Origin of the sequence: Butyrivibrio hungatei NK4A153, from assembly GCF_000424465.1 — a bacterium.
Taxonomy (GTDB): Bacteria; Bacillota; Clostridia; order Lachnospirales; family Lachnospiraceae; genus Butyrivibrio; species Butyrivibrio hungatei_A.
Window position 1 is genome coordinate 133,660 of the sequence record NZ_KE384196.1, and the last position, 23,753, is coordinate 157,412.

Annotated in this window: 21 protein-coding genes; 19 read left to right on the forward strand and 2 right to left on the reverse strand. The window is 41.8% G+C overall.

Going from position 1 to position 23,753, the window contains the following annotated elements; translation table 11 throughout:
• Positions 1-39 precede the first annotated feature (39 nt).
• Positions 40-2,631, forward strand: coding sequence for an ATP-dependent chaperone ClpB (gene clpB / locus G628_RS0113600; RefSeq protein WP_027209365.1), 2,592 nt, complete (start codon positions 40-42; stop codon positions 2,629-2,631).
• Between the two features lie 812 nt (positions 2,632-3,443).
• Here the strand turns inward: clpB and G628_RS0113605 are convergent.
• Positions 3,444-3,626, reverse strand: coding sequence for a DUF4250 domain-containing protein (locus G628_RS0113605; protein WP_027209366.1), 183 nt, complete (start codon positions 3,624-3,626; stop codon positions 3,444-3,446).
• Between the two features lie 104 nt (positions 3,627-3,730).
• Here G628_RS0113605 and G628_RS0113610 point away from each other — a divergent pair, with 104 nt between their 5' ends.
• From G628_RS0113610 to G628_RS0113665, 12 genes are all read left to right on the forward strand, one after another.
• Complete coding sequence (locus G628_RS0113610) at positions 3,731-4,699, forward strand: hypothetical protein (RefSeq protein ID WP_027209367.1); 969 nt, start codon at positions 3,731-3,733, stop codon at positions 4,697-4,699.
• Between the two features lie 215 nt (positions 4,700-4,914).
• On the forward strand, positions 4,915-5,640 hold the full coding sequence (locus G628_RS0113615) for a CpsB/CapC family capsule biosynthesis tyrosine phosphatase (protein ID WP_027209368.1): 726 nt from the start codon (positions 4,915-4,917) through the stop codon (positions 5,638-5,640).
• 60 nt (positions 5,641-5,700) lie between these two features.
• Positions 5,701-6,414, forward strand: a complete 714-nt coding sequence (locus G628_RS0113620) for a YveK family protein (RefSeq protein ID WP_026656839.1) — start codon at positions 5,701-5,703, stop codon at positions 6,412-6,414.
• Positions 6,415-6,432: 18 nt separating this feature from the next.
• The gene (locus tag G628_RS0113625) at positions 6,433-7,266 is read left to right on the forward strand and encodes a polysaccharide biosynthesis tyrosine autokinase (RefSeq protein ID WP_026656840.1); all 834 of its coding nucleotides are present in this window, start codon (positions 6,433-6,435) and stop codon (positions 7,264-7,266) included.
• A gap of 54 nt (positions 7,267-7,320) precedes the next feature.
• Positions 7,321-7,782: a hypothetical protein gene (locus G628_RS0113630; protein WP_026656841.1), complete on the forward strand. Its 462-nt coding sequence runs from the start codon at positions 7,321-7,323 to the stop codon at positions 7,780-7,782.
• Between the two features lie 54 nt (positions 7,783-7,836).
• Positions 7,837-8,853, forward strand: a complete 1,017-nt coding sequence (locus tag G628_RS0113635) for an LCP family protein (RefSeq protein ID WP_242827235.1) — start codon at positions 7,837-7,839, stop codon at positions 8,851-8,853.
• Entirely contained in the window at positions 8,828-9,634 is an 807-nt protein-coding gene (locus tag G628_RS18300) for a class B sortase (RefSeq protein ID WP_196803769.1), read from the forward strand. Before G628_RS0113635 ends, G628_RS18300 begins: the two co-directional genes overlap by 26 nt.
• 72 nt (positions 9,635-9,706) lie before the next feature.
• Positions 9,707-10,606 (forward strand): hypothetical protein, encoded by a 900-nt coding sequence (locus tag G628_RS0113645; RefSeq protein ID WP_027209370.1) that lies wholly within the window; start codon positions 9,707-9,709, stop codon positions 10,604-10,606.
• A 178-nt stretch (positions 10,607-10,784) separates the two neighbouring features.
• Positions 10,785-11,840: a histidinol-phosphate transaminase gene (hisC, locus tag G628_RS0113650; RefSeq protein ID WP_027209371.1), complete on the forward strand. Its 1,056-nt coding sequence runs from the start codon at positions 10,785-10,787 to the stop codon at positions 11,838-11,840.
• A gap of 46 nt (positions 11,841-11,886) precedes the next feature.
• On the forward strand, positions 11,887-12,357 hold the full coding sequence (locus G628_RS0113655) for a small multi-drug export protein (RefSeq protein WP_081670737.1): 471 nt from the start codon (positions 11,887-11,889) through the stop codon (positions 12,355-12,357).
• 33 nt (positions 12,358-12,390) lie between these two features.
• The gene (locus tag G628_RS0113660) at positions 12,391-13,326 is read left to right on the forward strand and encodes a class I SAM-dependent DNA methyltransferase (RefSeq protein ID WP_027209373.1); all 936 of its coding nucleotides are present in this window, start codon (positions 12,391-12,393) and stop codon (positions 13,324-13,326) included.
• 105 nt (positions 13,327-13,431) lie between these two features.
• Positions 13,432-15,144, forward strand: a complete 1,713-nt coding sequence (locus G628_RS0113665; RefSeq protein ID WP_027209374.1) for an LIC_10190 family membrane protein — start codon at positions 13,432-13,434, stop codon at positions 15,142-15,144.
• Positions 15,145-15,658: 514 nt separating this feature from the next.
• Here G628_RS0113665 and dapF read toward each other — a convergent pair.
• Positions 15,659-16,573: a diaminopimelate epimerase gene (dapF, locus tag G628_RS0113670; protein ID WP_026656849.1), complete on the reverse strand. Its 915-nt coding sequence runs from the start codon at positions 16,571-16,573 to the stop codon at positions 15,659-15,661.
• Between the two features lie 813 nt (positions 16,574-17,386).
• Here dapF and G628_RS0113675 point away from each other — a divergent pair.
• The 6 genes from G628_RS0113675 to G628_RS0113700 all read left to right on the forward strand — a co-directional run bounded on the left by G628_RS0113675 (position 17,387) and on the right by G628_RS0113700 (position 23,738).
• Entirely contained in the window at positions 17,387-18,196 is an 810-nt protein-coding gene (locus G628_RS0113675; protein ID WP_027209375.1) for a hypothetical protein, read from the forward strand.
• Positions 18,197-18,311: 115 nt separating this feature from the next.
• Positions 18,312-19,538 carry an LL-diaminopimelate aminotransferase gene (locus tag G628_RS0113680; RefSeq protein WP_027209376.1) on the forward strand — a complete coding sequence of 409 codons (1,227 nt, stop codon included), beginning with the start codon at positions 18,312-18,314 and terminating at the stop codon, positions 19,536-19,538.
• A gap of 47 nt (positions 19,539-19,585) precedes the next feature.
• Positions 19,586-20,344, forward strand: coding sequence for a sulfite exporter TauE/SafE family protein (locus G628_RS0113685; protein WP_027209377.1), 759 nt, complete (start codon positions 19,586-19,588; stop codon positions 20,342-20,344).
• Between the two features lie 126 nt (positions 20,345-20,470).
• Positions 20,471-20,977: an SEC-C metal-binding domain-containing protein gene (locus G628_RS0113690; protein WP_026656853.1), complete on the forward strand. Its 507-nt coding sequence runs from the start codon at positions 20,471-20,473 to the stop codon at positions 20,975-20,977.
• Positions 20,978-21,172: 195 nt separating this feature from the next.
• Positions 21,173-23,056, forward strand: coding sequence for a threonine--tRNA ligase (locus G628_RS0113695; RefSeq protein ID WP_026656854.1), 1,884 nt, complete (start codon positions 21,173-21,175; stop codon positions 23,054-23,056).
• A gap of 85 nt (positions 23,057-23,141) precedes the next feature.
• Entirely contained in the window at positions 23,142-23,738 is a 597-nt protein-coding gene (locus tag G628_RS0113700) for a hypothetical protein (RefSeq protein WP_034500984.1), read from the forward strand.
• Positions 23,739-23,753: the final 15 nt, after the last annotated feature.

The following is a 23,753-nucleotide window of genomic DNA, read 5'->3' on the forward strand; positions in this document are numbered from 1 at the left end:
GAACTTCCTTGTAAGTGTGCGTTACATGAGGAGGGAATTATGAATATCCAGAAGTTTACACAAAAGTCCATAGAGGCTGTGAGCGGATGCGAGAAGATTGCGGTTGAATACGGCAATCAGGAGATAGAACAGGAACATCTTCTCTATGCCCTTATGACAATAGAAGATAGTCTTATTTCAAGACTTGTGGAAAAGATGGGCGTTGATACTGCATCTTTTATCACAAGGATTGAACAGGGAATCGGCAAGAGAACCAAAGTGCAGGGCGGACAGCCATATATAGGCGCGCAGCTTAATAAAGCTCTTTTATCCGCTGAGGACGAGGCCAAGGCGCTCGGAGATTCGTACGTTTCTGTCGAGCATATTTTTCTGGCTCTTTTAAAGCATCCAAATAAAGAGGTAAAAGAGATCTTTGCTCAATTTGGAATCGACAGGAACAGATTTCTTCAGGTTCTGTCGGAGGTAAGAGGTAACAGGAATGTTACGACCGACAATCCCGAGGCAACATACGATACGCTCAGCAAATACGGCACGGAGCTTGTCGAGAAGGCAAAGCAGCAAAAGCTGGATCCCGTTATCGGACGTGATACCGAGATTCGAAACGTAATAAGGATTCTTTCAAGAAAGAGCAAGAATAATCCCGTTCTCATAGGTGAACCGGGTGTCGGTAAGACTGCGGTTGTTGAGGCGCTTGCGCAGCGAATTGCGAGCGGGGATGTGCCTTCGGCTCTTAAGGATAAAAAGATCTTTTCACTCGACATGGGAGCTCTTGTTGCGGGAGCTAAGTACAGAGGCGAGTTTGAAGAGAGACTTAAGGCTGTACTTGAGGATGTAAAAGGGTCTGACGGTGAGATAATTCTTTTCATCGATGAGCTTCATTTGATAGTCGGCGCAGGTAAGACTGACGGTGCAATGGATGCGGGCAACATGCTTAAGCCCATGCTTGCAAGAGGCGAGCTGCACTGTATCGGTGCGACAACGCTCAATGAGTACAGACAGTATATAGAAAAAGATGCAGCTCTTGAGAGACGTTTCCAGCCTGTCATGGTGGATGAGCCCACGGTTGAAGATACAATCAGTATTCTGCGCGGATTGAAGGAGAGATATGAAGTCTTCCACGGCGTTAAGATTATGGACAGCGCGCTTGTAAGTGCGGCGGTTCTTTCAAACAGGTATATTTCGGACCGTTTCCTTCCCGATAAGGCAATCGACCTTGTGGATGAGGCGTGCGCTCTGATAAAGACCGAGATGGATTCTATGCCTGCAGAGCTTGATGAGCTTAACCGCAAGATCATGCAGATGCAGATTGAGGAAGCGGCACTTAAGAAAGAGGATGATTCTCTTAGTGCAGAGAGACTTGCCAATTTGCAAAAAGAGCTCGCAGATCTAAAGGAAGATTTTGATACCAGAAAGGCTCAGTGGGAGAATGAAAAGCAGGCAGTTGACAGACTTGCCGCCATGCGTGAGCAGATAGATACGATCAATTCCGAGATTGCAATCGCACAGAGAAACGGTGATTACGAGAAGGCCGGAGAACTTCAGTACGGTAAGCTTCCTGCTCTTAAGAAAGAACTTGAAGAAGCGGAGGAACTTGCACATCAAAAAGAAGCAGACACAACGCTTGTTCATGAGAGAGTTTCAGATGAAGAAATCGCGGGAATCATCAGCAGATGGACGGGAATTCCTGTAAATAAGCTGACTGAGAGTGAGAGAAACAAGACACTTCATCTTGCGGATGAACTCCATCAGAGAGTTATCGGACAGAATGATGCGGTAACACTTGTTTCAGAAGCGATAATGAGATCAAAAGCGGGAATAAAAGATCCCGGAAAGCCCATAGGATCGTTTCTTTTCCTCGGACCTACAGGTGTCGGAAAGACAGAGCTTGCAAAGAGTCTTGCTCAGGCACTTTTTGACGATGAGAACAACATGGTCCGTATCGATATGAGTGAGTACATGGAGAAGTACAGCGTGTCACGTCTTATCGGTGCGCCTCCCGGATACGTTGGTTACGAGGAGGGCGGTCAGCTCACGGAAGCAGTGAGAAGAAAACCTTATGCGGTAGTTCTTTTTGATGAGATTGAGAAAGCGCATCCCGATGTGTTCAATATCCTGCTGCAGGTTCTGGACGACGGACGAATTACTGATTCTCAGGGCAGAACCGTAGACTTTAAGAACACGATTCTTATCATGACTTCAAATATAGGTGCGCAGTATCTTCTTGACGGAATAGACGGCGCCGGAAATATCAACGAAGAAGCACAAAAAGCGACGATGGAGGACTTAAGAAGCCACTTTAGACCTGAGTTCCTCAACAGACTTGATGAGACTATCATGTTCAAGCCTCTTACAAAAGATAACATCGGCGGAATCATCAAACTTATCGTTGATGATCTCAACAGCAGACTTTCAGAGCGCGAGATCTCGATAAGACTGACTGATGCGGCGCAGAACTATATAATTGATGAGGCATACGATCCGATCTACGGCGCAAGACCTCTTAAGAGATATGTGCAAAAGTATGTTGAGACCTTGTCCGCAAAGCTCATCCTCGAAGACAGAGTAAAACCTCACGACACCATCGAATTTGATGTGCAAGGCGGCGAACTTATCGCTTCGGCGAAACACTGATGCAAAGAACCACAGTCCTGCTATAAGGGGAGTTTTCGCAGCATTTACATATGTTGATATATTCAAGAGTAATAAAAAAGATGTGCTTTTCATTCTGTTTTTGCTCCAACTGTTTGAGCCCATTAATGGGCGAGTTTTTGGAGCAAAGAACGAAAAGCACATCTTTTTTATACCTTGAATATCAACATATGTAACCGGCAAAAAAACTCCCCTTATAGCAGGACTGTGGTTTTTGATTTATCTATTTAATGATAGCGTCATAACCCAGATAGATTTTGCGGAAGATAGAAGGTTTATCTGTGGATTTAAGGTCTGTTCATGTAAAAAAGCGATGAAACCCAGATAGATTTTGCAGAAGATAGAAGATTTATCTGTGGATTTAAGGTCTGTTCATGTAAAAAAAGCGATGAAACCCAGATAGATTTTGCGGAAGATAGAAGGTTTATCTGTGGATTTAAGGTCTGTTCATAGAAAAAGAGCATGAAATTCCAGATAAGCTGGGTATAAGCTGCTTATCTTATCTGTATTTTTGCGATATGGGTTGAAAAAATAGCCCAAAATCGCAGATAAAAAAGGATAAATGATAAGTTTATCTGGAAAATAGGCAAAATATATCCAATCGCTACAGAGCAGTTCTAATACACTTAGCAATGGCGACTGATAAAAATCTATGCATTCTTGAACATGAAGTTTAAGAATGCATCAACCAAGCCAATTTGAATCGACTTCGTCGATAGGGCTTGGCTGACTCCTGATTCATGTTCTCACAAAATCCGCAGCAAGTGCGGATTTCTGTAATTTCATTTAAGATGTCATGCAAATTGATTTCTTTCAGAATCATACTTATATCCGATTCCTTCGAGCTTGCCTATGATTTCGGCAAGCTCTTCATTATTAATTTCAAGATCGTCGCAGAGCGCATCGAGGCTTGAATATTTGTCTCTCAGTTTCATATTCATATAACTTAATAGCATAACAGGATCTTTCGGTAACATAGTGAACCTCCCGGAGAATGTGCTTTCGCACTGTTAATAGTATTAATTACATGATACGATATTTGAGTTTGAAAACAAGATACAACATGGCAAGGAGACGAAATATGTTTAGAAGAGAGAAACTAATATTGGCAGCAACGGTGTGTTTTTTGCTTACTGCCTGTGGAGAGGCTAAGGCTGATGCAGAGAAGATTTTAGAAAAGACAAAGGTAGGCAACGAATTATTTACTGATGAAAAAGAACAAGGTGATAGTAGTGTTTCAACTTCGATAGAGGGTGAGTCTGACGGTGAATCATCTGCTATTGCAGATACTACGAGTGATGATGCGGCTCTTGATAGTGAATCATCTTCTTTTTCAGATACTGCAATCAATAGTACGGCTTCCGGCAGTGAGACAATAGCTTTATATGGAAAAGAAGGTTCTGCTGACGAGATGTATGATGCATATAAAAAAGCACTCAGAGATTTTGTGGCAAAAGGGAAATGGCTGTGTGAGGAAGAAGAGAATTATATGCATGATATAGATTCATATTCAGATAGTTTTGTTGCAGATTTTAGTGTGTTTGATCTTGACGGAGATGGGTATGATGAATTGATTTTCAGATATAATGCTAGCATTTCTGCCTCTAAGTATGAACAAGTTATTGGATATGATTTTACAAAACATGAATTATATGAAGAATATCATGGATATTATGGGCTTGAATTTTATGAGAACGGTGCTATTGAAGACGGCCTGTCTCATGGTGCTCTGTATACAGGTGATTTTTGGCCTTATAATTTATATGTGTTTAACAAAAATACAGGCAAATATGACAGGGTCGGTTATGCTGAGGCATTATGGTCTGAAGCTTGGCCATCAGATGAAACATCATTTCTCTCAAGTGTGGATAAAGACGGAAATGGTTATGTCTATTTTATTGATTCTTATTATTCTAGTGATAATTTGAAATTTGCAGTAGATGATGATAAATATCAGGCGTGGCTTAAGTGCTATACAAATGGAACTGAGAAATTGGATATTGATTATCACGATTTAACCGAGGAAGAGATATCAAAAATCGGGAAATAATGATAAATCGTCCACCTAAAAATTATGCATTCTTGAACATCAATAATGCATAATTCAGCACATTATGTTGAAAGTGCCTATTTTGTTGGTGTATAATTTAATGTGATATAAGAGTTTATTTTATTTGATTATATCTGATATATTAGCTTTCCTGTTTTGTGTACTTTAATCATATAAGCGGGAAAATTAAGTGATTATTACTGAAAGCGAATGATATGCAAAAATCAATCGATATTCATTGTCATATAATGCCGGGGGTGGATGATGGCTCAAGGGATATTGAGACAAGTCTTAAGATGCTTAAGATTGCGGAAAAGAATGGGATAACTCATGTTATACTTACGCCGCATCATAAGCCCATGCACCATAATGTGAGCCCTTTGCATAACAGAAGTTATACGGAACAGCTCCGGCAGGAAGCATCCAAACTTGGAATAAATATCAGTCTGTATCCCGGGAATGAAGTATATTACAGCGATGAGACTCAAGAAGAACTTGAATCCGGCAAGATAACAACACTTGCAGATTCTGAGTACGTACTTGTGGAGTTTCATCCGACCAATACTTTTAAAGCAATACACAATGCGGTATACAGGATCCAGTGTGCCGGATATATGCCGATACTAGCTCATGTTGAACGATACAGCGATGTTGTTTCACATCCTTCTTATGTGGAAGAACTTCGTGATATGGGATGCTACATCCAGGTTAATTCATCAAGTATTATGGGCAAGTACGGCTTTGGAATAGGTCTTTTTACCAAAAAGCTTCTCAAAAAGGGGCTTATACACTTCGTTGCGACCGATGCTCACGATACGGCAAAGAGAGCGCCTGATATTCTTGATTGCAGAAACTTTGTGGACAGGAAATTTGGGGAGGAATACGGGAGAAAGATTTTTTATGATAATCCCATGAGTGTCATAAACAATGAGGTTATATGAGGGAATACGGATGTAATCGACGGTTCCCTTAATATGAAAAAATGTTTGTTGGAGTAATTGATGGATAAAAGAGACGACATCGTTGAAATTAATCTTGGGGAACTTTTTTCAATCCTTTTAGGGAGAGCGTTTCTCATAATCAGCGCAGGATTGTTTTTTGCCCTGGTAGGACTGTTTGTGAGTAAATTTGTTATTCATCCCGTTTTTGAATCTACGACCAAGATTTACATACTTAATAAAGAGGAAAATCAGACGGTGACATATTCCGATGTTCAGATATCTACGCAGCTTACTTCGGATTATGCGGAACTTATAAAGAGCAGATATGTTTTGGAGGAAGCCATACAGAGGCTTAATCTTGTAGACACAACCTATGAGGACCTTGCAAAAGTAGTCAAGGTTGATACACCTTCCGATACCAGAATCGTTGCCATTACAGCCAAGGATGAAGATCCGCTTATGGCAATGGAGATAGCAAACTGTATCAGAGAAGTTTCAAGTGAACACATTACAAACGTTATGGATATAGACGCCATCAACGTTGCGGAGACGGCCAATGTTCCGACCAAAAAAGCAAGCCCGAGCGTCTTTAGATGGACGATTGTTTCGGGATTTGCGGGAACGGTTATTGTAGCGTTTTTCGTAGTACTGGGATTCCTTATGGATGACACCATTAAGAGTAACGACGATGTCGAGAGATATCTGGGGCTCAGTACCATCGGACTTATCCCTCTTTCTTCGGATGAACAGGGAAAAAAGAAAAAGAAAAAATAAATTTAGAATGGAGATTTTATGCAGACCGCAAAACTTCATTTCAGTCAGGCAGAAAATAATTATCAGGTAAAAGAAGCATATAAGACACTTCGAAGTAACGTAGAGTTCAGTGGACAGAACGTGAGAGTCATCTCTGTTACAAGCTGTACTCCGGGTGAGGGAAAAACAACAGTTGCTATGGCGCTTGCGAGGGCATTTGCCGAGGCGGGCAAGAAGACGATTCTTGTCGATGCCGATATGCGTAAGTCTGTCCTTGTAGGAAGATACAGGACAGGTTCTGTAAGGCTCGGCCTTACGCATTGTCTTGTCGGAAGAGAACGCCTATCAAGTGTTATTTGTGAGACGGATACACCTAATCTCTACGTGATATTCAGCGGCCCTGTTCCGCCGAACCCCAGTGAACTTCTGGGTGGCAGGATATTTGCCAAGGCACTTGAAAATATGAAACAGGTCTTTGACTACATAATCGTTGATACGCCTCCTCTCGGAAGCGTTATCGATGCGGCTGTCGTTGCCAAGCAGTGCGACGGAACAGTTATGGTAATTGAGAGCAATTCAATAAGCTACAGATTTGCACAGAGGGTAAAAGATCAGCTTGATAAGGCGGGGGCAAAGATGCTCGGAGTTGTCCTTAACAAGGTTGATATAAACGGCAAAGGCTATTACGGCCATTACGGTCATTACTACGGCAAATATTACGGTAAGTATTACGGCAAGTATTATGGCAAGTACGGAGAAGGCGAAGCTATGCAGGTGACTCGTCCAAAGACGCAGGAAACTGTTCCGGAGCCTGATGATGACGATCTTGACGAGCTTAATTACCTTGCCGGAGTTACCAGAAAAGACAGATAAGAATTATTACTATCGGCAGCAAAAAGGCTGCATGCAGCACATTCGGAGGAAGAAGTGAGAGGAAATATACTCGGTATATTTTTTACCATATTGAGCGGAGTGATGATCGCTCTTATAGTTTTGGCATACGGAAGGAGCGACAAGATGGCTCCCGAGTTCAGGTTTTCGGCACTTGATCTTATTTATGATTCGGAGACAAAAGACAAAGACCTTATCGTAGGGATCAATGCATATGATGCCAAGGACGGTGACATCACGGACAGAATAGTTGTTGAGAAGGTGGTTCTTAACAAAGATGCGGAAACAGCGGTAGTTTACTATGCAGTGGCCGATCACAGCGGAAACGTAACAAAACAGTCGAGAGTTTTTCCGGCAAATATTGCTGATATAGAATTTAACGGTGATTCCTCTGATAAGATAGAGGACGGTGTGCACCCCAAGCTTTCTTTTGAAGACGGGGACAGCACGACAGCGGCATCATCAGCCGACAGTGAAGAAGAAACAAACGGTAACTAGGAGTCAAGGATGAGGGGAAAAGGAAAGATTTTTCTCATTATATGGGCAGTGCTTATGACGATTATATCGGGGGCGCTACTTGGATTTGAAATAATGAGAGGTTTCGGAAGAGCAAATCTTGATTCGAAATCGGCAACAACAGCACCTGTGATGGCGAAGTCTGCTCTTTATGAGGGCAATACAACAGGCAGTACCAAGTGGCAGGACGACTGGATCAGATATAACGGTGCTGTTTATGATTACAATGAAGATATAATCACTTTTTTAATAATGGGTATCGACAAGGACGATGAGATCGTTACCAAGGTGGCAGAGGGAACCGATGGAGGCCAGGCGGATGCATTGTTTTTGCTTGCTCTTAACCCGCACACTCAGTCGATCAGCATTATCGGCATCAACAGAAATACAATGACCGATGTCGATGTTTACGATGAGTATGGAAGATATCAGACAACCGCTAAGGCTCAGGTTTCGTTGCAGCATGGATTTGGCGATGGAATGGAAGAGTCCTGTGAGTATCAGGTGAAGGCAGTGTCGAATCTTTTTCACCAACTTCCGATTCACGGATATGCGGCTATAAATATGAGTGCGATTCCTACGATAAACGATCAGGTAGGCGGCGTGGACGTTGTTGTGCTTGAGGATCTTACCAAGTTTGATAAAAAGCTTAAAAAAGGCGCAAGGGTTCATCTTGAGGGAGAGACGGCATTTCATTATGTGAAGAGCAGAGATATTTATATTCCAAATTCGAACGGCTCGAGACTTGAGAGACAGCGCCAGTACATAAATTCTTTTATAAACTCCGCAAGGACCATATGCAGGGAGAATAACAATGCGGCGGTGGAACTGTTTACCTCTATCGGAGACAAGATGGTAACAAATATTTCTGCCGATGAGATTTCTTATCTGGCTCCGTATCTGGTTTCATACAAGTTTGATATGGACGATATCGTGACGATTGACGGAGAGACTACAAAAAACGGCAAGTATGAAGAATTTTATGCGGATGAAGATAGTCTGTATGAAGCTATAGTAAATGTTTTTTATGAAAAAATTGATGACGCAAACTAATGTAAGGTATAAAATAAGACGATATATAGATAAGACAGCCGTAAAAGGATTACTTTTTCTGCTGATTGTATTTTCACTTACCGGATGTTCCCAAAAAGCTGGGAATGCCGTAGGAAAAACAGGGTATGAATCAAGTACTTTGCCTACCGATACGGAAAGCGGATTTGACAGTGTTAAAAGAATGAATTCCGACGCTTTTGCGTGGCTGTACATTCCCGACACGAATATCAACTATCCGATACTTCAAAATGCAGAAGGGGATGACACTTTTTATCAGGGGCATAACGAGTTAAAAGAGCCTGATGCAGAAGGCGCCATATATATTGAGGCAGCCAATCTGAATGATATGTGTGACTTTAACGAAGTTATCCACGGGGCGTCACCTGCGGATGGCAACAGGTTTGCAGAGCTTAATAATTTTTTGGACAAAGCTTATTTTGATGAGCACCAATATGCATACGTATATATGGAGGATAACTCCCTTACATATTACATAATCGCCGCTTATACGCGCGATAATACAAGGCTTCTTGAGCAATATGATTTCTCGTATGCTTCGGGATGTTCTGAGTTTATTGATGAGATTTACAGTAAAGCCGGCATGAATGGGATTATCAGAGAAGGTTGTGAAAGCGGGCTTTCTCCCGAGCATTTTCTTATTACGCTTACTACAGACAGTAAGGTAGAACCCGGTAAACAGACGGTGGTTGTAGGATGTCTTGTAGGTGATGCGGCAGGGAAGATAAACCGCGAGATTGATTACGGAAATGAAGAATACTAATGCTTTGATATAAGGCTGAATAGTTGCAGATAAATCAGTAATGTTTAATAAAGGAACGGAGGCAAAAAAATTATGAAAAAGATTCTGGCACTTGCAGTTGCAGGTACACTTATGATGACGAGTTCCGTATGTGTATTTGCTACGGAGGGTATTGGTATTACCGAGGGGAATACAGACACAAATACAAGCGGGGGAAGTACTGCGATTCCAAGCAGACCGACGGTGGATTTACAGGAGCAGCTTAATACTGCCAATCAGAACATAGGAAGACTTGAGTCTGAAAAAGAGAGGCAGGCAGAGGAAATTGCAAATCTTAAGGCTGAGCTTCAGTCTCAGAACGCTAGAAATGAAAGTACGATCAAGACTCTTCAGCAGCAGTTTGAAGCTTTCAGACAGGCACAGGAAAAGAATTATGAAACACTTTCAAACGAAAAAAATTCTCTTTCAAAGCAGCTTGCAAATACTCAGAAGAGCCTTAATGATGCAATAACTGTAAGAGACAAATATCAGGAAAAATATAAAAATGCGACAAAGCACGGTAAGAACGAAGCTCCTTCAAGAGCTGCTCAGCTTAGCAGAAACAATGCGATAGGTGACGGATACGGCGGATATATTGCTCAGGGCGGACACGTTCAGATTAACGGAGGAAAGAGCAATGTGACATTTACACTCGCTGCTCCGACAGCAGGTGTTTTGAGTTCTGCAAGTCAGTATGCAAACAGTGTCGGCGGTACACTTCTTCACTGCGTAACAACAAGCTCACCCGGAGTTTCATTTAAAACTGCGACAGTAAACTTCACTGTTACCGGCGTATATGCGAACGACACTATCGCTGTATATCAGCTCCAGGGCAAAAACTGGGTACAGGTACTTGTTTCATCCGTAACGGATAATCATGTAACCGTAAATCTTACACAGCACGGACCTCTTGCATTTGTGAGAGTTGCAGCGGTTGCCACAGCAACACACTGATAAGATTTTGAAAAAGAATAAAAGATTTAAGGGCGTTTATGCAAAGAAAACTGCATAGGCGCTTTTTAATAAATGGGGAATACGTTCAATGTGCAACGAGTTGCTATGCAACTCGTTGTTCTGTTATAATAGCGTTGCTGTGCATATGTATAAATGCGCATGGCAAGATGAGGAGAATATTATGAGTTGGGAAGAAAATGTACGCAAGGTTGTTCCGTATACACCCGGTGAGCAGCCCAAGATTAAGAATATAATCAAGCTTAATACAAATGAGAATCCTTATCCTCCGGCTCCTGCGGTTGTGGAAGCGCTTAAGAATATGGATTCCGATAGTTTTAAGAAATATCCCGATCCGACATGTGATGTGCTTGTGGAAGCTATAGCTGATTTTTACGAGGTTGATAAGGAGAATGTCTTTGTCGGAGTTGGTTCCGATGATGTGCTTGCAATGGCTTTTATGACATTCTTTAATTCGGATAAGCCGGTTCTTTTCCCGGATATAACATATTCGTTCTATGATGTCTGGGCAGAGCTTTTTAGAATTCCGTACAAGCAGATTCCTCTACTTGATGATTTTTCTGTAAGAATAGAGGATTACTTTGTTGAGAACGGCGGTGTGGTTCTTGCTAATCCCAACGCACCCACGGGCGCACAGCTTCCGATAGATGCCGTTGAAGAAGTTATAAAAAGAAATCCCGACGTGGTTGTCATTGTTGATGAAGCTTACGCTGATTTTGGCGGACAGTCGGTTCTGCCTTTGATAGACAAGTACGATAACCTTTTGGTTGTTCAGACTTTCTCAAAGTCGCGTTCAATGGCTGGAATGAGAATCGGTTACGCATTTGGATGCAAGAAGATCATCAAATACCTTCTTGACGTGAAATTTGCGTATAACTCATATACAATGAATATGCCTGCACTTGAGCTTGGTTCTCTTGCAATAAAGGACAGAGCTTACTTTGAGAAGACTGTGAGTATGATCGTCAACACGAGAGAGCGCGTTAAGAAAGAGCTTCGCGAGCTTGGCTTTGAGTTTGCGGATTCCAAGACTAACTTTGTCTTTGCAAAGCACAAAGAGAAGTCGGGAAAAGAGATTTTTGATTACCTCAGGGCAAACAACATAGTCGTAAGACGCTGGGATGCGCCCAGGATCAAGGATCACCTCAGAATATCAATCGGAACGGATGAGGAGATGGATATCCTTATTGCAAAGCTTAAAGAGTTTCTGGGATGAGATGTATTTTGTAGATTGATTTGATAAGGAGTGTTATTAGTTTATTATGTTGAATTATATAATTGTTTTTTTGATTTCTATGGTTCCGTTGGTAGAACTTAGAGGTGCAGTGCCTTACGCTATCACGATGGGACTTCCTGTACTTCCAAGCTATATTATCGCAATTATAGGTAATATGCTTCCGATGCCTTTTATTTTCTTCTTTGCAAGAAAAGTTCTTGAATGGGGAAAAGATAAGCCGGTAATCGGTGGTTTCTTTACTTTTTGTCTTGAGAAGGGACATAAGGGCGGAGAAAAATTAAAAGAGAAAGCCGGAAATAGCTTATACTTGGCACTTTTCTTATTTGTGGGTATTCCGATTCCCGGAACAGGTGCCTGGACAGGTACGCTTGCTGCTTCAATCCTCGATATGGATTTTAAAAAGAGCGTTAAAGCAGTTATTAGTGGTGTAATACTTGCAGGTATTATTATGGGACTTGGAACAAAGGTAGTACTACTTATAGGCAACTTGTTCTGATTCTGATCATTTAGTTGTGACAAAGGATTAAACATGGAAGCATACACAGATTTTGCAAATGTATATGACACATTCATGGATGAAACCCCATACGACGTATGGGGTGATTTTGTAGTGGAGCTTTTGAATAAATACGGAGTCACTAAGCCTGTGAAGAATGCAGGATGTCCGACATGTTCAAATGATGAAGCTAATAATACAGATGACAATGATATTCCTGAACAGTCTGCAAATGACAAGGTGCAGAATGAAAATGAATGCGTTACATGTGAATATACAACTGAGGAAGATACCGAGCAGGCGCTTGAAGAAGAGAAGAATCTTATCGTGGAACTTGGTTGCGGGACAGGTTCTTTTACCCTGAATATGGCAAAGCGCGGCTATGATATAATCGGGATAGATATGTCACCCGATATGCTGGATATTGCGAGAAAAAAGACTGCGGCCGAAGGACTTAATGTCATGTATCTTGAGCAGGATATGAGAGAGCTTGATCTTTACTGTACCTGCGGAACGGTGCTTAGCGTGTGCGACAGCGTCAATTACCTTCTTGAGGATGAGGATGTTATCGAGACTTTTAAGCTTGTGAATAATTTTCTTTTCCCAAAAGGAGTTTTCATATTTGATTTCAACACGCTTCACAAATACAGAGATGTCATCGGTGATGTGACGATAGCGGAGAACCGCGAGGATTGCAGTTTTATCTGGGATAATTATTATCACGACGAAGAGCATATCAATGAATATGACCTTACGATATTTGCTAAGTGCGGCGAGGGAGATGTGTTCAAGCGCTCTGTTGAGACTCATTATCAGAGAGGATATACGCTCGATGAGATGAAGTCTTTTGTTGAAAAAGCGGGACTTAAGTTTATTTCATGCTACGATGCCGATACACACGAGGCTCCGACGGAGGAGAGTGAGAGGATTTATATTGTTGCGGGTGAAAACGGCAAAGATTCGATGTAAGTGCATAAAAAATTTCGGTAAAAGTAGTGAGCCTGTTCCCACATTAAAGAGATTTATAGAAGTATTGATAAGCAAAGATAAATGCATAACAGAGAGGATTAATATATGGTTGTAGTATTACTCAGCTATATTTATATATTTTTAATCTGCCTTATTGCGGGAGTGGCGATAAGAAAAGCTCTTTCAAGGTTTATTCCCATTCCAAGCGAAGAGAGAATCGGTATTACAGGCATCGTTACCACCGGCATTGTGACGCTAACCGTATATGCCGAGTGTTTCAGTATCTTCTACAAGGTAGGAGCGGTATGTCATGCCTTGATGCTCACGATTCTTGCGATCGGAGCTTATAAGTGTCGCAAGGAAGTAAGCGCGCTTCTTATAAAAGTAAAAAAGAGATTCAGGTCAAAAGAGGGCGTTGTTTGTCTTATAATCGTGCTTATATCCGCTTTTTATGCGTCGAGAGGCGTTTTCCACAGGGATACGGGCATCTATCATGCTCAGGCAATCAGGATAATTGAAGAGTATGGTGTCATAAAGGGTATCGGTAATTTCCAGTTGCATTTTGCATATAACAGCTCGTATCTTGCGCTTTGTGCGCTGTTTACGATGAGCTTTATATTGCCGTTTGCACTTCATACGATGACAGGCTTTATAATGGCTCTTTTCACCTGTTATGCCGCTTGCGGCCTTATGAAATGGACATCTCGCGTAAGTCATACGGCTGATATGGCGAGACTTGCGATAATCATCTACGGCATTACGGTGCTTGAATATCTGCAGTCGCCTGCAACGGACTACGGTGCGATGTACATGGTGCTATATATCATGTGTGCGTGGATCACGCAGGCGGTTGAGAAAAAAGATGATGCCGATGATATTCCTGTCTACGGGTATCTTGCGGTTCTTTCTATATTTACGGTCAGCATGAAGCTTTCCGCGGCAGCGCTTGTTGTGCTTGCAGTTCTTCCTTTTATTCTTCTGGTAAAAAAGAAGATGACAAAAGAGACGATTTCTTTTATCGTGATAGGTTTTTTGTCCTTCCTTCCGTATCTTGTAAGGAACGTGATAATCTCCGGATGGCTCTTGTACCCTGCGGAAGCGATAGATTTGTTTAATGTTGTATGGAAGGTTCCTGCAGAATATATGAAGTTTGATGCCAATCAGATCAAGGTTTGGGGCAGAGAGCTTCAAGATATCACAAGTGTAGAGGAAGGCATAACGGTTGGTATATCCGAGTGGCTTCCAATTTGGTGGGAAAAGAAAAGGTTTTATGAGAAACTTCTTCTCGCGTTTCAGGTGGCGGGAGCGGGGGCGGTGCTTCTTAATCTTATCATCAGGAAAGTTAGAAAAAAGATCCGCGCGGATGTAGCAATGTTCTATATCGCCGTGTTTATCAACATTGCCATGTGGTTTTTTACCGCGCCTTTTATCAGGTACGGACTGGCATTTCTGATGCTTCTTCCGATTTGTGCGGCAATGGATCTTGCAGAGAATATATTTAAGGGGAAAGCGTTCCTTAGATTTGCAATGGTAGCTATCGCAGTTGTATGTTTCGGAAACTGGACGGCTCATTATCTTAAGGTTGATAAGAATCGTTTTTCTGAACATGTGAAAGACGGCTATTATGTAACGCCGATTCCGTTTCCTGATTCTGAGACGGAAAGAATTGATATGAACGGAATAATCGTTTACAACACCGTTCATGAAGACGATGAAGTAAACAGTTATTATAATTGCCCGAGTTCATGCTACGGCGACATGATGAATCGAAGTGAGCCGATAGGTACAACTTTGAAAGAGGGATTTAAAGCAAAGTGACGCGGCGGCACAGCCTTGAGTTAAAGCGAAAGGGCTGAAATAGAACAATACGGGCGTAGAGTGACTAAAACAGACAAAGAAGCATGATTTAGTCACTCAACAGAAGCACGCGAAGAGCAAAATACAGTCGTAGAGTGACTAAATCGAATAAAAAAGTAAGATTTAGTCACTTAACTGAAGCCGCGTGAAGAGCAAATACAGTTGTAGAGTGACTAAAACAGACAAAGAAGCATGATTTAGTCACTCAACAGAAGCACGCGAAGAGCAAAATATAGTCGTAGAGTGACTAAATCAGACAAAAGAGCGCTATTTAGTCACTTGATGAAAATAGCTGTGACTTTAACATGGTGAAAAAAATGACTAAACTCATTAAAAGATGGTGGTTTAGTCATTTTTTGTCTGAAGCAGAATATTTTGGGGTTTATGTAAACTACAGTTTCAATTAAAACTTAAAGTCGAATTATATCTCAAAGTCGCATTAAATCTCAAAATCAAATTAAAACTCAAAGTCGCGTTATATCTCAATCTCACCCTCAAACACAGTAGTTGCGGGGCCTTCCATGATCACGGGAGATTCGGGCTTTTTATCCCAGGAGCACTTGATGTCGCCGCCGAGAACGTGTACGGTAACTTCCGTGTCTGTAAGACCGTTAAGTATGCAGGCAACTGTTGTGGCGCAGCAACCTGTACCGCAGGCAAGAGTCTCGCCTGTTCCGCGTTCCCAGACTCTCATGTGTACGTTGTTTTTGTCATCAATCTTTACAAATTCTGTGTTGGTGCGGTTAGGGAATGCTTTGTGATTTTCGAACAGAGGTCCGACAGCTTCAATCTCAAAAGAAGCAAGATCTTCGCCTTCAGGAAGGAATACAACGCAGTGGGGGTTACCCATTGATACGCATGTCATGTGCCATGTTTTTCCGGCAACTTCAATCGGAACATCTACAGCGAGCCTTCCGTATTTCGGTGAAAGAGCTTCATGTTTTTTATTATCATTCGAAAGAAGTTCATCTGATACTGAAACAGGAACACTTGCAGCATCAAGGATCGGAGCACCCATATCAACTTTGACAGTCTCTACAAGTCCGTCGGATCCGATCTTAAGGTCGATGTATTTCTTTTTACCTGCACTTACTATTGTAAGGGTGGTCTTATCTGTGAGTTTCTTGTCATAGACGTATTTTGCAACGCATCTGATGCCGTTTCCGCACATCTCAGAGCGGGAGCCGTCAGCATTGTACATTTCCATTTCAAAATCAATATCATCGTCCGCAACTGGATTTATGAAGATAATACCGTCAGAGCCGATTCCGAAGTGACGGTCTGAAACCATTTGTGCCACCTTAGATTTTTTCTCGGAAGGAACGTTTTCTTTTCCTCCGTCTACATATACATAATCGTTGCCGCAGCCGTGCATCTTGGTAAATTTCATATTGGGTACCTCGCATTCTGTGTATTATAAAGTAAACCGCAAATGTATTGGCGCTTACTATAGTGCTATCTACATTGTATTATAAGTTCAAAAAGTATGGAATTGGTGCTTTTTATTTTGTAAACGTTGATTAGTGTGCTTTTGTGTGAAGATTGTTTATCAAGAGCAGTGTAGCAGTTTAAGAAAATGCGGGGCATCATCGTAAGATAGAGCAGTGTATCAATATAAGACTGAGTAGTGTATCAGTCGAAGAAAGAGCTTTACTTTTTTGGATTTTTATAGTACATTTTCTCTGTTATTTGTCTTTTTTGAATAATCTAATATGATATCAGGAATGTTGCTTGTTCTTAAGCAGCTATATATTCCCACAATTATAACCTATAATGAACAAATTGTTTAAAATGTCTTTGCGTTGCCAAACTAATGAGTTTAAACGCTTTTATAAAAGCTGAACAGTGGTAATCTCATTGGCGGTTACATAATGAGAAAATTATCTGCTCGCATTTTCAGAAGCTTAGTGATGTATAAAGCATATAAAGTTTGAATACGCAACAGACTTATATGCTACTTGGTAAAAAAATAAAGTGAAGAGCAATAAAATGTATAGGAATTGCGGTTTTTATATGCTTTTCTGAGGTGGGAGTAAGGGAGGATAGCATATAACTTTTTTCATGCTTAGGCTTTTTATATGCCTATTGAATGTGGGAACAGAGGTGAAAAGCATATAACAATGGCAAATCAATTTTGAATTATATGTTTTGTGCGCTTGAATAGGGCGTAATAGGGCAAAGAAGTCTCAAAATCGGAGGAAATATGAAAAGGATAGAAGAGATAGATCAGCAGGAGCAGCTGTTGGAATTGCTTAAAAAAAGAAAAGAAATGTTGAAATACCTGATAAGCGAAAAGGAAAAGGCATTGAAATCAGCGCCGGAAGGGACTCTCAGAGTGCTTAAAAGACCGAATGGATGGCAGTATTACCGAAGGACTGATCCAAAAGATACGAATGGTATTTACATTCCAAAGAAAAGGCAACGGACTGCGCGTGAGCTGGCGCAGAAGGGATATGACAGAAAGGTTTTGGACTTGGCAAAAGAAGAGTTGGAAGTAATTAAGCATTATGAGGACTTCATAAATACAAAATCTATTAAAGATTTATTTGCTTTAATGATGCCCGGTAGAAAGGAACTTATAACTCCGGTATTTGTTACCGACAAGGAATATATAGAAGCCTGGAGAGGGGAGATATATAAACCTATGGGCTTTGAAGGGGATATGTCGGTATATTGTTCAAATGGTGGAGTAAGACTTAGGTCCAAGTCGGAAATAATCATCGCTAACATGCTTGAACAATTCAAAGTTCCATATCGCTATGAATATCCGATAACACTAAAGGGGATTGGAACGGTTCGCCCGGATTTTATGTGTCTTAATATACGAACCAGAAAAGAGTTTATATGGGAACATTTCGGAATGATGGATAACATTGCCTATGCCAATAAGAATATTGCGAAGATAAATGCTTATGAACAGAGTGGGTTTTATCAGGGGAAAAACATGATCATGACATTTGAAACTTCGCAGTATGCTATTAGCTCTTATGTAATAAAGAATATGATAGAGTAGTATCTTCTATAGCGAATTGTAAATAGCTGATTTCATTCCGAAAAGAAAAATGTATACAATTATACAAAAAAGTAGTAAACTTTTTTTATATTCGCATGAAAGTGAGGACGAATCAATGTTTAGACCTAACAGTGACTATTTGAAACTTCCCGGAAGCTACCTTTTTAGCACAATTGCGAAGAAGGTTAATGCTTATCAGCAGGCTAATCCGGATAAAAAAATAATCAGACTCGGAATCGGAGATGTTACACAGCCTCTTTGCCCGGCAGTAATCGAGGCGCTTCACAAGGCTGTTGACGAGCAGGCCGTAGCCGAGACATTCAGAGGATATGCTCCCGATCTTGGATATGATTTCCTTCGCCACGTAATGGCCGAGAATGATTTCAGAAGCAGAGGATGCGATATCGCCGACGATGAGATCTTTATTTCAGATGGAGCCAAGAGCGATTCCGGCAACATTCAGGAGATCTTTTCACAGGATGCAAAGATTGCGGTTTGCGATCCCGTATATCCCGTTTACGTTGATTCTAACGTAATGGCAGGCCGTACAGGTAATTATGATGAGAATACAGGAATCTGGAGCAATGTGATCTACATGCCTTGCACAGCAGAGAACGGATTTGCGCCTGAACTTCCCAAGGAGACACCGGATCTTATTTATCTGTGCTTCCCCAACAATCCTACAGGTAGCGCGATCACTAAGGATCAGCTTCAGGTTTGGGTTGACTACGCAAACAAAGTCGGCGCTGTTATCATATTTGATGCAGCTTACGAGGCATATATTTCAGAGGACAACGTCCCTCATTCAATCTATGAGTGTGAGGGCGCCAAGACTTGTGCTATAGAGCTCAGATCTTTTTCAAAGAACGCAGGATTTACGGGACTTCGCCTTGGAGCAACGATTATTCCTCATGATCTTACAGTTGATTTTGAGGGCAAAAAAGTTCAGATGCACAGCCTTTGGGCAAGAAGACACGGAACAAAGTACAACGGAGCTCCTTACATCGTTCAGAGAGCCGGAGAAGCTTGCTACTCGGATGCAGGAAAGGCTCAGATAAAAGATATGGTCGCACGCTATATGAAGAATGCGAACTATATTCTTAACGGACTTAAAGAGGCAGGATACGACGTTTCAGGCGGTGTAAACTCACCTTACGTATGGCTTCGTACACCCGATAACATGACAAGCTGGGAGTTCTTTGACCACCTTCTTGAGAAGGCAAATGTGGTAGGTACACCCGGATCGGGATTTGGTCCCAGCGGAGAGCACTACTTCAGACTTACTGCTTTCGGAAGCTACGAGAACAGCGTGGAAGCGCTTGAGAGAATCAAAAAGCTCTGATCTGTCAGGAAAAAGAGCTGCGAAAAGGAAAGGCATTATTTTTAGCAATGCTCACTAAGTATTTGATAATATGCCCGCTTATCTTCATTGCGGGATTTATAGATGCGGTAGCGGGAGGCGGCGGACTTGTGTCGCTTCCCGCTTATATGATTACGGGAATTCCCGTACATAACTGCATAGCTACCAACAAAATGAGTTCATTTATGGGAACATCGGTAACTACGGCAAAATATGCGCGAAAAGGTTTTATTCCGTGGAAGATAGGAATAGTATGCGTTCCGTGCGCACTCGCCGGATCTGCGCTTGGAGCAAAGGCCTCACTTCTTGTTCCCGACAATATTCTTAAGACAATCCTTATGATAATCATCCCGCTCACGGGAATCTATGTTATTACACGCAAAGGAAATCTGGAAACAAATACGGTCCGTTCCGACAAAGCGGCCTTATTTATAAGTGCTTTTGTGGCTTTTTTCATCGGTGCATACGACGGCTTCTACGGCCCCGGAACCGGTGTGTTTTTGATACTTCTTTTGACCTACTTTGCGGGAATGAAGCTTACAACAGCCAACGGACTTACCAAAGTGATAAACTTATCCACCAATATCGCTGCACTTGTGGTGTTTCTGATCGATGGACAGGTACTTCTTCCTCTTGGTGCAGTAGCAGGCCTTTTCAACATTGCAGGCAATTATATCGGAGCTACTTGCTTTGAGAAGAACAGCTCCAAGATCGTCAAACCTGTCATGATTGCGGTATTGTCGATTTTCTTTGTTAAGCTGATGCTTGAGACGGCGTTTTTTGATTGAAAAGAAGTATTCTCAATTTTTGACACCCTACTGATAATACGATAGAATAAATTTTACGTATAAAAGTCAGTGGCATTACTATGCCCTGATCACGAATTTTATTATGAAAAAACAGGAGTAACGGATATGGCATTATTGAAAAAATGGCATGATATGGCTTATTCAGAGACTACAGATAAGGGTACCCTCCAGAAATTATGGACAGAGTACTTCCAGAAAGAGCGCGACATCTATGCGCAGCTTTTGAAGAACCCTGATGAGGTTGTTAAGGGAACAGTTAAAGAGCTCGCAGAGAAGTACAAAGTTGACCTTATGACTATGGTTGGCTTCCTTGACGGAATCAACGACAGCCTTAAGGTGCAGAACCCTATTGAAGAGATGGAGGAGGATACTGAGGTTAACCTTGGTTTCGAGAAAGAACTCCTTTACAAGAATATGGTAAATGCCGGCGCAGACTGGCTCTACAACCTTCCTGAATGGGAAGAGATCTTTGATGAGGATAAGAGAAAGGCCCTCTACAAAGAAGAGAAGGCTTCTCACACAATCAGAAAAGAAGTCAAGATCTACCCCAACGATCCCTGCCCGTGCGGAAGCGGAAAGAAATACAAGAAGTGCTGCGGCAAGAACGCATAATACACATTCAAAAATATAATCAATCCATTTGGGGAATGATAAAGAAGTAGTAGATGGCGAAAAGGACCGCTCTGTGGTCATAAGGCAATAATGTGCAAGATTTTGCACATTATGCCGTGACCACAGAGCAGGCCTTTTCGCCTAACAATAAAAAAAGCATGGCTGTACCCGGTAGGTATAGCAGAAGGAGCTGAAATGACAAAAGAAGAATATTTAGAAGTTTACCGCCATTCATTGGCACACATTCTCGCTAAGGCTGTTATCGAGCTTTACGGAAAAGAAGTACAGTACGCAATCGGACCTCAGATTGATGACGGTTGCTACTACGATTTTGTACTTCCCAAGGCTGTGACACAGGATGATTTCAAGACCATCGAAGATAAGATGCGCGAGATCATCAAGAGAAGAGAAGATTTTACACGCAAGGAAGTTTCAAGAGCAGAAGCACTTGAAATGTTCAAAGACCAGAAATTCAAGACCGAGCTTATTCAGGACCTTCCTGAAGATGAGATTTTGACGGTTTACTATACAGGCGATGATTATGTTGATCTTTGCCGCGGACCTCACGTAGGTAACTCGCAGGAGCTTATGAACGCAGCTTATCAGATCAAGGCTGTTTCAGGCGCGTATTGGAGAGGTGATGAGAAGAGAGATCAGCTCTCAAGAATCTATCTCTATGCATTCCCAAGCAAGGATGAGCTTAAAAAGCACATCAAGATGATCCAGGAGGCAATGGAGCGCGATCACAAGAAGATCGGTGCACAGCTTGACCTCTTTATGTTTGATGAGACTGCACCCGGTATGCCTTACTGGCTTCCCAGAGGCTGGAAGATGTATCAGGCACTTCTTAAATATTCAAGAGAAGTACAGGAGAGACACGGATATACAGAAATCGCAGCTCCTCTTGTAAATAATAAAAAGCTTTGGCTTATAAGCGGACACTGGGCTCATTACGTAAATAACATGTTCATGGTTCCCGGTGTTTCGGGATGGCTCAAGGCAGATGCCGAGATTCCCGGAGTTCTTGAGAATATCAACGAACCTACAGAAGAGCCTAAGAATATTAAGATTCAGGCAGGTTCTGTTGTTTATAACCGTGAGCAGGACGACACAATGGCTGCAAAGCCTATGAACTGCCCTAATGCGATGATGACATATAAGAGAACAAATCATTCTTATAAAGAGCTTCCTATCCGTTACAGTGAATATGATGTTCTTCATCGTAAAGAAAAGTCAGGCCAGATGAACGGTCTTTTCCGTGTTCAGGAGTTTCGTCAGGATGATGACCATACATTCGTAATGGAGTCACAGATAAAAGAAGAGATTGCCGATGTTATCGCAATCGCTGATGAGATCTACTCAACATTCGGTGTTACTTACAGAGCCGAGTTCTCAACAAGACCTGAAGACTTCATGGGTGATATTGAAGTATGGAACAGAGCAGAAGCTGCTCTTAAGGAAATCCTCGATGAGAAGTACGGCGAGGGTGGATATGAGATCAACGAAGGTGACGGTGCGTTCTACGGACCTAAGATCGACCTTCAGATCAAGGATGCGCTCGGAAGAGAGTGGCAGTGCGGTACTGTACAGCTTGACTTCCAGCTTCCTCATAACTTTGGCCTTACATACCAGGCGCAGGACGGAACGATGCAGATGCCTGTAGTTATTCACAGAGCTATCTACGGTTCACTTGAGAGATTCATAGGTATCATTATTGAGAACTTCAAGGGAGTATTCCCGTTCTGGCTCAGCCCTTATCAGGTTGGTATCGTACCCATCCGTGTTGAGCACAATGAGTATGCCAAGAAGGTTGAAACTGCTCTTATGAATGCAGGAATTCGTGTTGAGGCTGATTACTCAGACAACAACATGAAAGAGAAGATCAAAAAGTTCAAGAACTACAAAGACCCGTACATCATCGTTGTCGGTGATAAGGAAGCGCAGGAGAATACTGTATCTATCAATGTTCGCGGTTCCAACAAGCAGGTTCAGAATGTTCCTCTCGATGCGCTCGTTGAGATGTGCAAGAAGATGAACGAAGAACATACTCTTGAGCTTATTGACAGTTATGAGGCTTGATAGTTTACATTTTTGGTAAAAGATATTTTGAAGACCTGGCCATGTAATGTGGTCAGGTCATTTAGTGAAACGGGGCGTCATGTTTATGAATAAAAAGAAAATTTTATTCAATGTAATACTTGCGGCATCAATGGCATTTGCTATTTTTGTTACTAACGCTCTATGCCTTGAACTGGCGGCAGGAGAGGAACTTAAGGAAGCGACCGGCTGTACTTTTGTCCTTAATCCCGAATTTGTTCCGGCCGGAGTTAAAGGCTATTATGTAAATAAGTACAGACCTATGGAATCATCTTCCGTAAGCTATGTTGTTCACAATAACAGCAACGATTTTATGCTTACAAACAGGGAAAAAGCTGAGCAGGCAAGCGGCGAAAAGATTATAGACAGCTTGGCTAAGCTTGATAAGCATAAGTACGAAACTCTTGTTTCGGCCGGTTATGCGGCACAATATGGAGGAGATGTAGGTTTTAAAGTGGAATCTTTTGAACGCATAGAAATAGACGGCTATCCCGGTTACAAGATAGACGCCCACTATGAACCCGAAGGCTCTCAAGCTGTTTATCAGACTGTGTATATTATCAGATCCAAGTATCGTACGTTCACAATAACCTATCAGAGAGCTGCCGACGATGAATGCGAAGAAAGCTTTCAGATAAGCGCAAGTACGATAAGAGTTCACTAATATACTCTAGAAAAA

Bases quoted from the DNA above. Each gene is read 5' to 3' on its own strand.
- clpB (WP_027209365.1), top strand. From the start codon at position 40: ATGAATATCCAGAAGTTTACACAAAAGTCCATAGAGGCTGTGAGCGGA.
- G628_RS0113605 (WP_027209366.1), bottom strand. From the start codon at position 3,626: ATGTTACCGAAAGATCCTGTTATGCTATTAAGTTATATGAATATGAAA.
- G628_RS0113610 (WP_027209367.1), top strand. From the start codon at position 3,731: ATGTTTAGAAGAGAGAAACTAATATTGGCAGCAACGGTGTGTTTTTTG.
- G628_RS0113615 (WP_027209368.1), top strand. From the start codon at position 4,915: ATGCAAAAATCAATCGATATTCATTGTCATATAATGCCGGGGGTGGAT.
- G628_RS0113620 (WP_026656839.1), top strand. From the start codon at position 5,701: ATGGATAAAAGAGACGACATCGTTGAAATTAATCTTGGGGAACTTTTT.
- G628_RS0113625 (WP_026656840.1), top strand. From the start codon at position 6,433: ATGCAGACCGCAAAACTTCATTTCAGTCAGGCAGAAAATAATTATCAG.
- G628_RS0113635 (WP_242827235.1), top strand. From the start codon at position 7,837: ATGACGATTATATCGGGGGCGCTACTTGGATTTGAAATAATGAGAGGT.
- G628_RS18300 (WP_196803769.1), top strand. From the start codon at position 8,828: ATGAAAAAATTGATGACGCAAACTAATGTAAGGTATAAAATAAGACGA.
- G628_RS0113645 (WP_027209370.1), top strand. From the start codon at position 9,707: ATGAAAAAGATTCTGGCACTTGCAGTTGCAGGTACACTTATGATGACG.
- G628_RS0113655 (WP_081670737.1), top strand. From the start codon at position 11,887: ATGTTGAATTATATAATTGTTTTTTTGATTTCTATGGTTCCGTTGGTA.
- G628_RS0113660 (WP_027209373.1), top strand. From the start codon at position 12,391: ATGGAAGCATACACAGATTTTGCAAATGTATATGACACATTCATGGAT.
- G628_RS0113665 (WP_027209374.1), top strand. From the start codon at position 13,432: ATGGTTGTAGTATTACTCAGCTATATTTATATATTTTTAATCTGCCTT.
- dapF (WP_026656849.1), bottom strand. From the start codon at position 16,573: ATGAAATTTACCAAGATGCACGGCTGCGGCAACGATTATGTATATGTA.
- G628_RS0113675 (WP_027209375.1), top strand. From the start codon at position 17,387: ATGAAAAGGATAGAAGAGATAGATCAGCAGGAGCAGCTGTTGGAATTG.
- G628_RS0113680 (WP_027209376.1), top strand. From the start codon at position 18,312: ATGTTTAGACCTAACAGTGACTATTTGAAACTTCCCGGAAGCTACCTT.
- G628_RS0113685 (WP_027209377.1), top strand. From the start codon at position 19,586: ATGCTCACTAAGTATTTGATAATATGCCCGCTTATCTTCATTGCGGGA.
- G628_RS0113690 (WP_026656853.1), top strand. From the start codon at position 20,471: ATGGCATTATTGAAAAAATGGCATGATATGGCTTATTCAGAGACTACA.
- G628_RS0113695 (WP_026656854.1), top strand. From the start codon at position 21,173: ATGACAAAAGAAGAATATTTAGAAGTTTACCGCCATTCATTGGCACAC.
- G628_RS0113700 (WP_034500984.1), top strand. From the start codon at position 23,142: ATGAATAAAAAGAAAATTTTATTCAATGTAATACTTGCGGCATCAATG.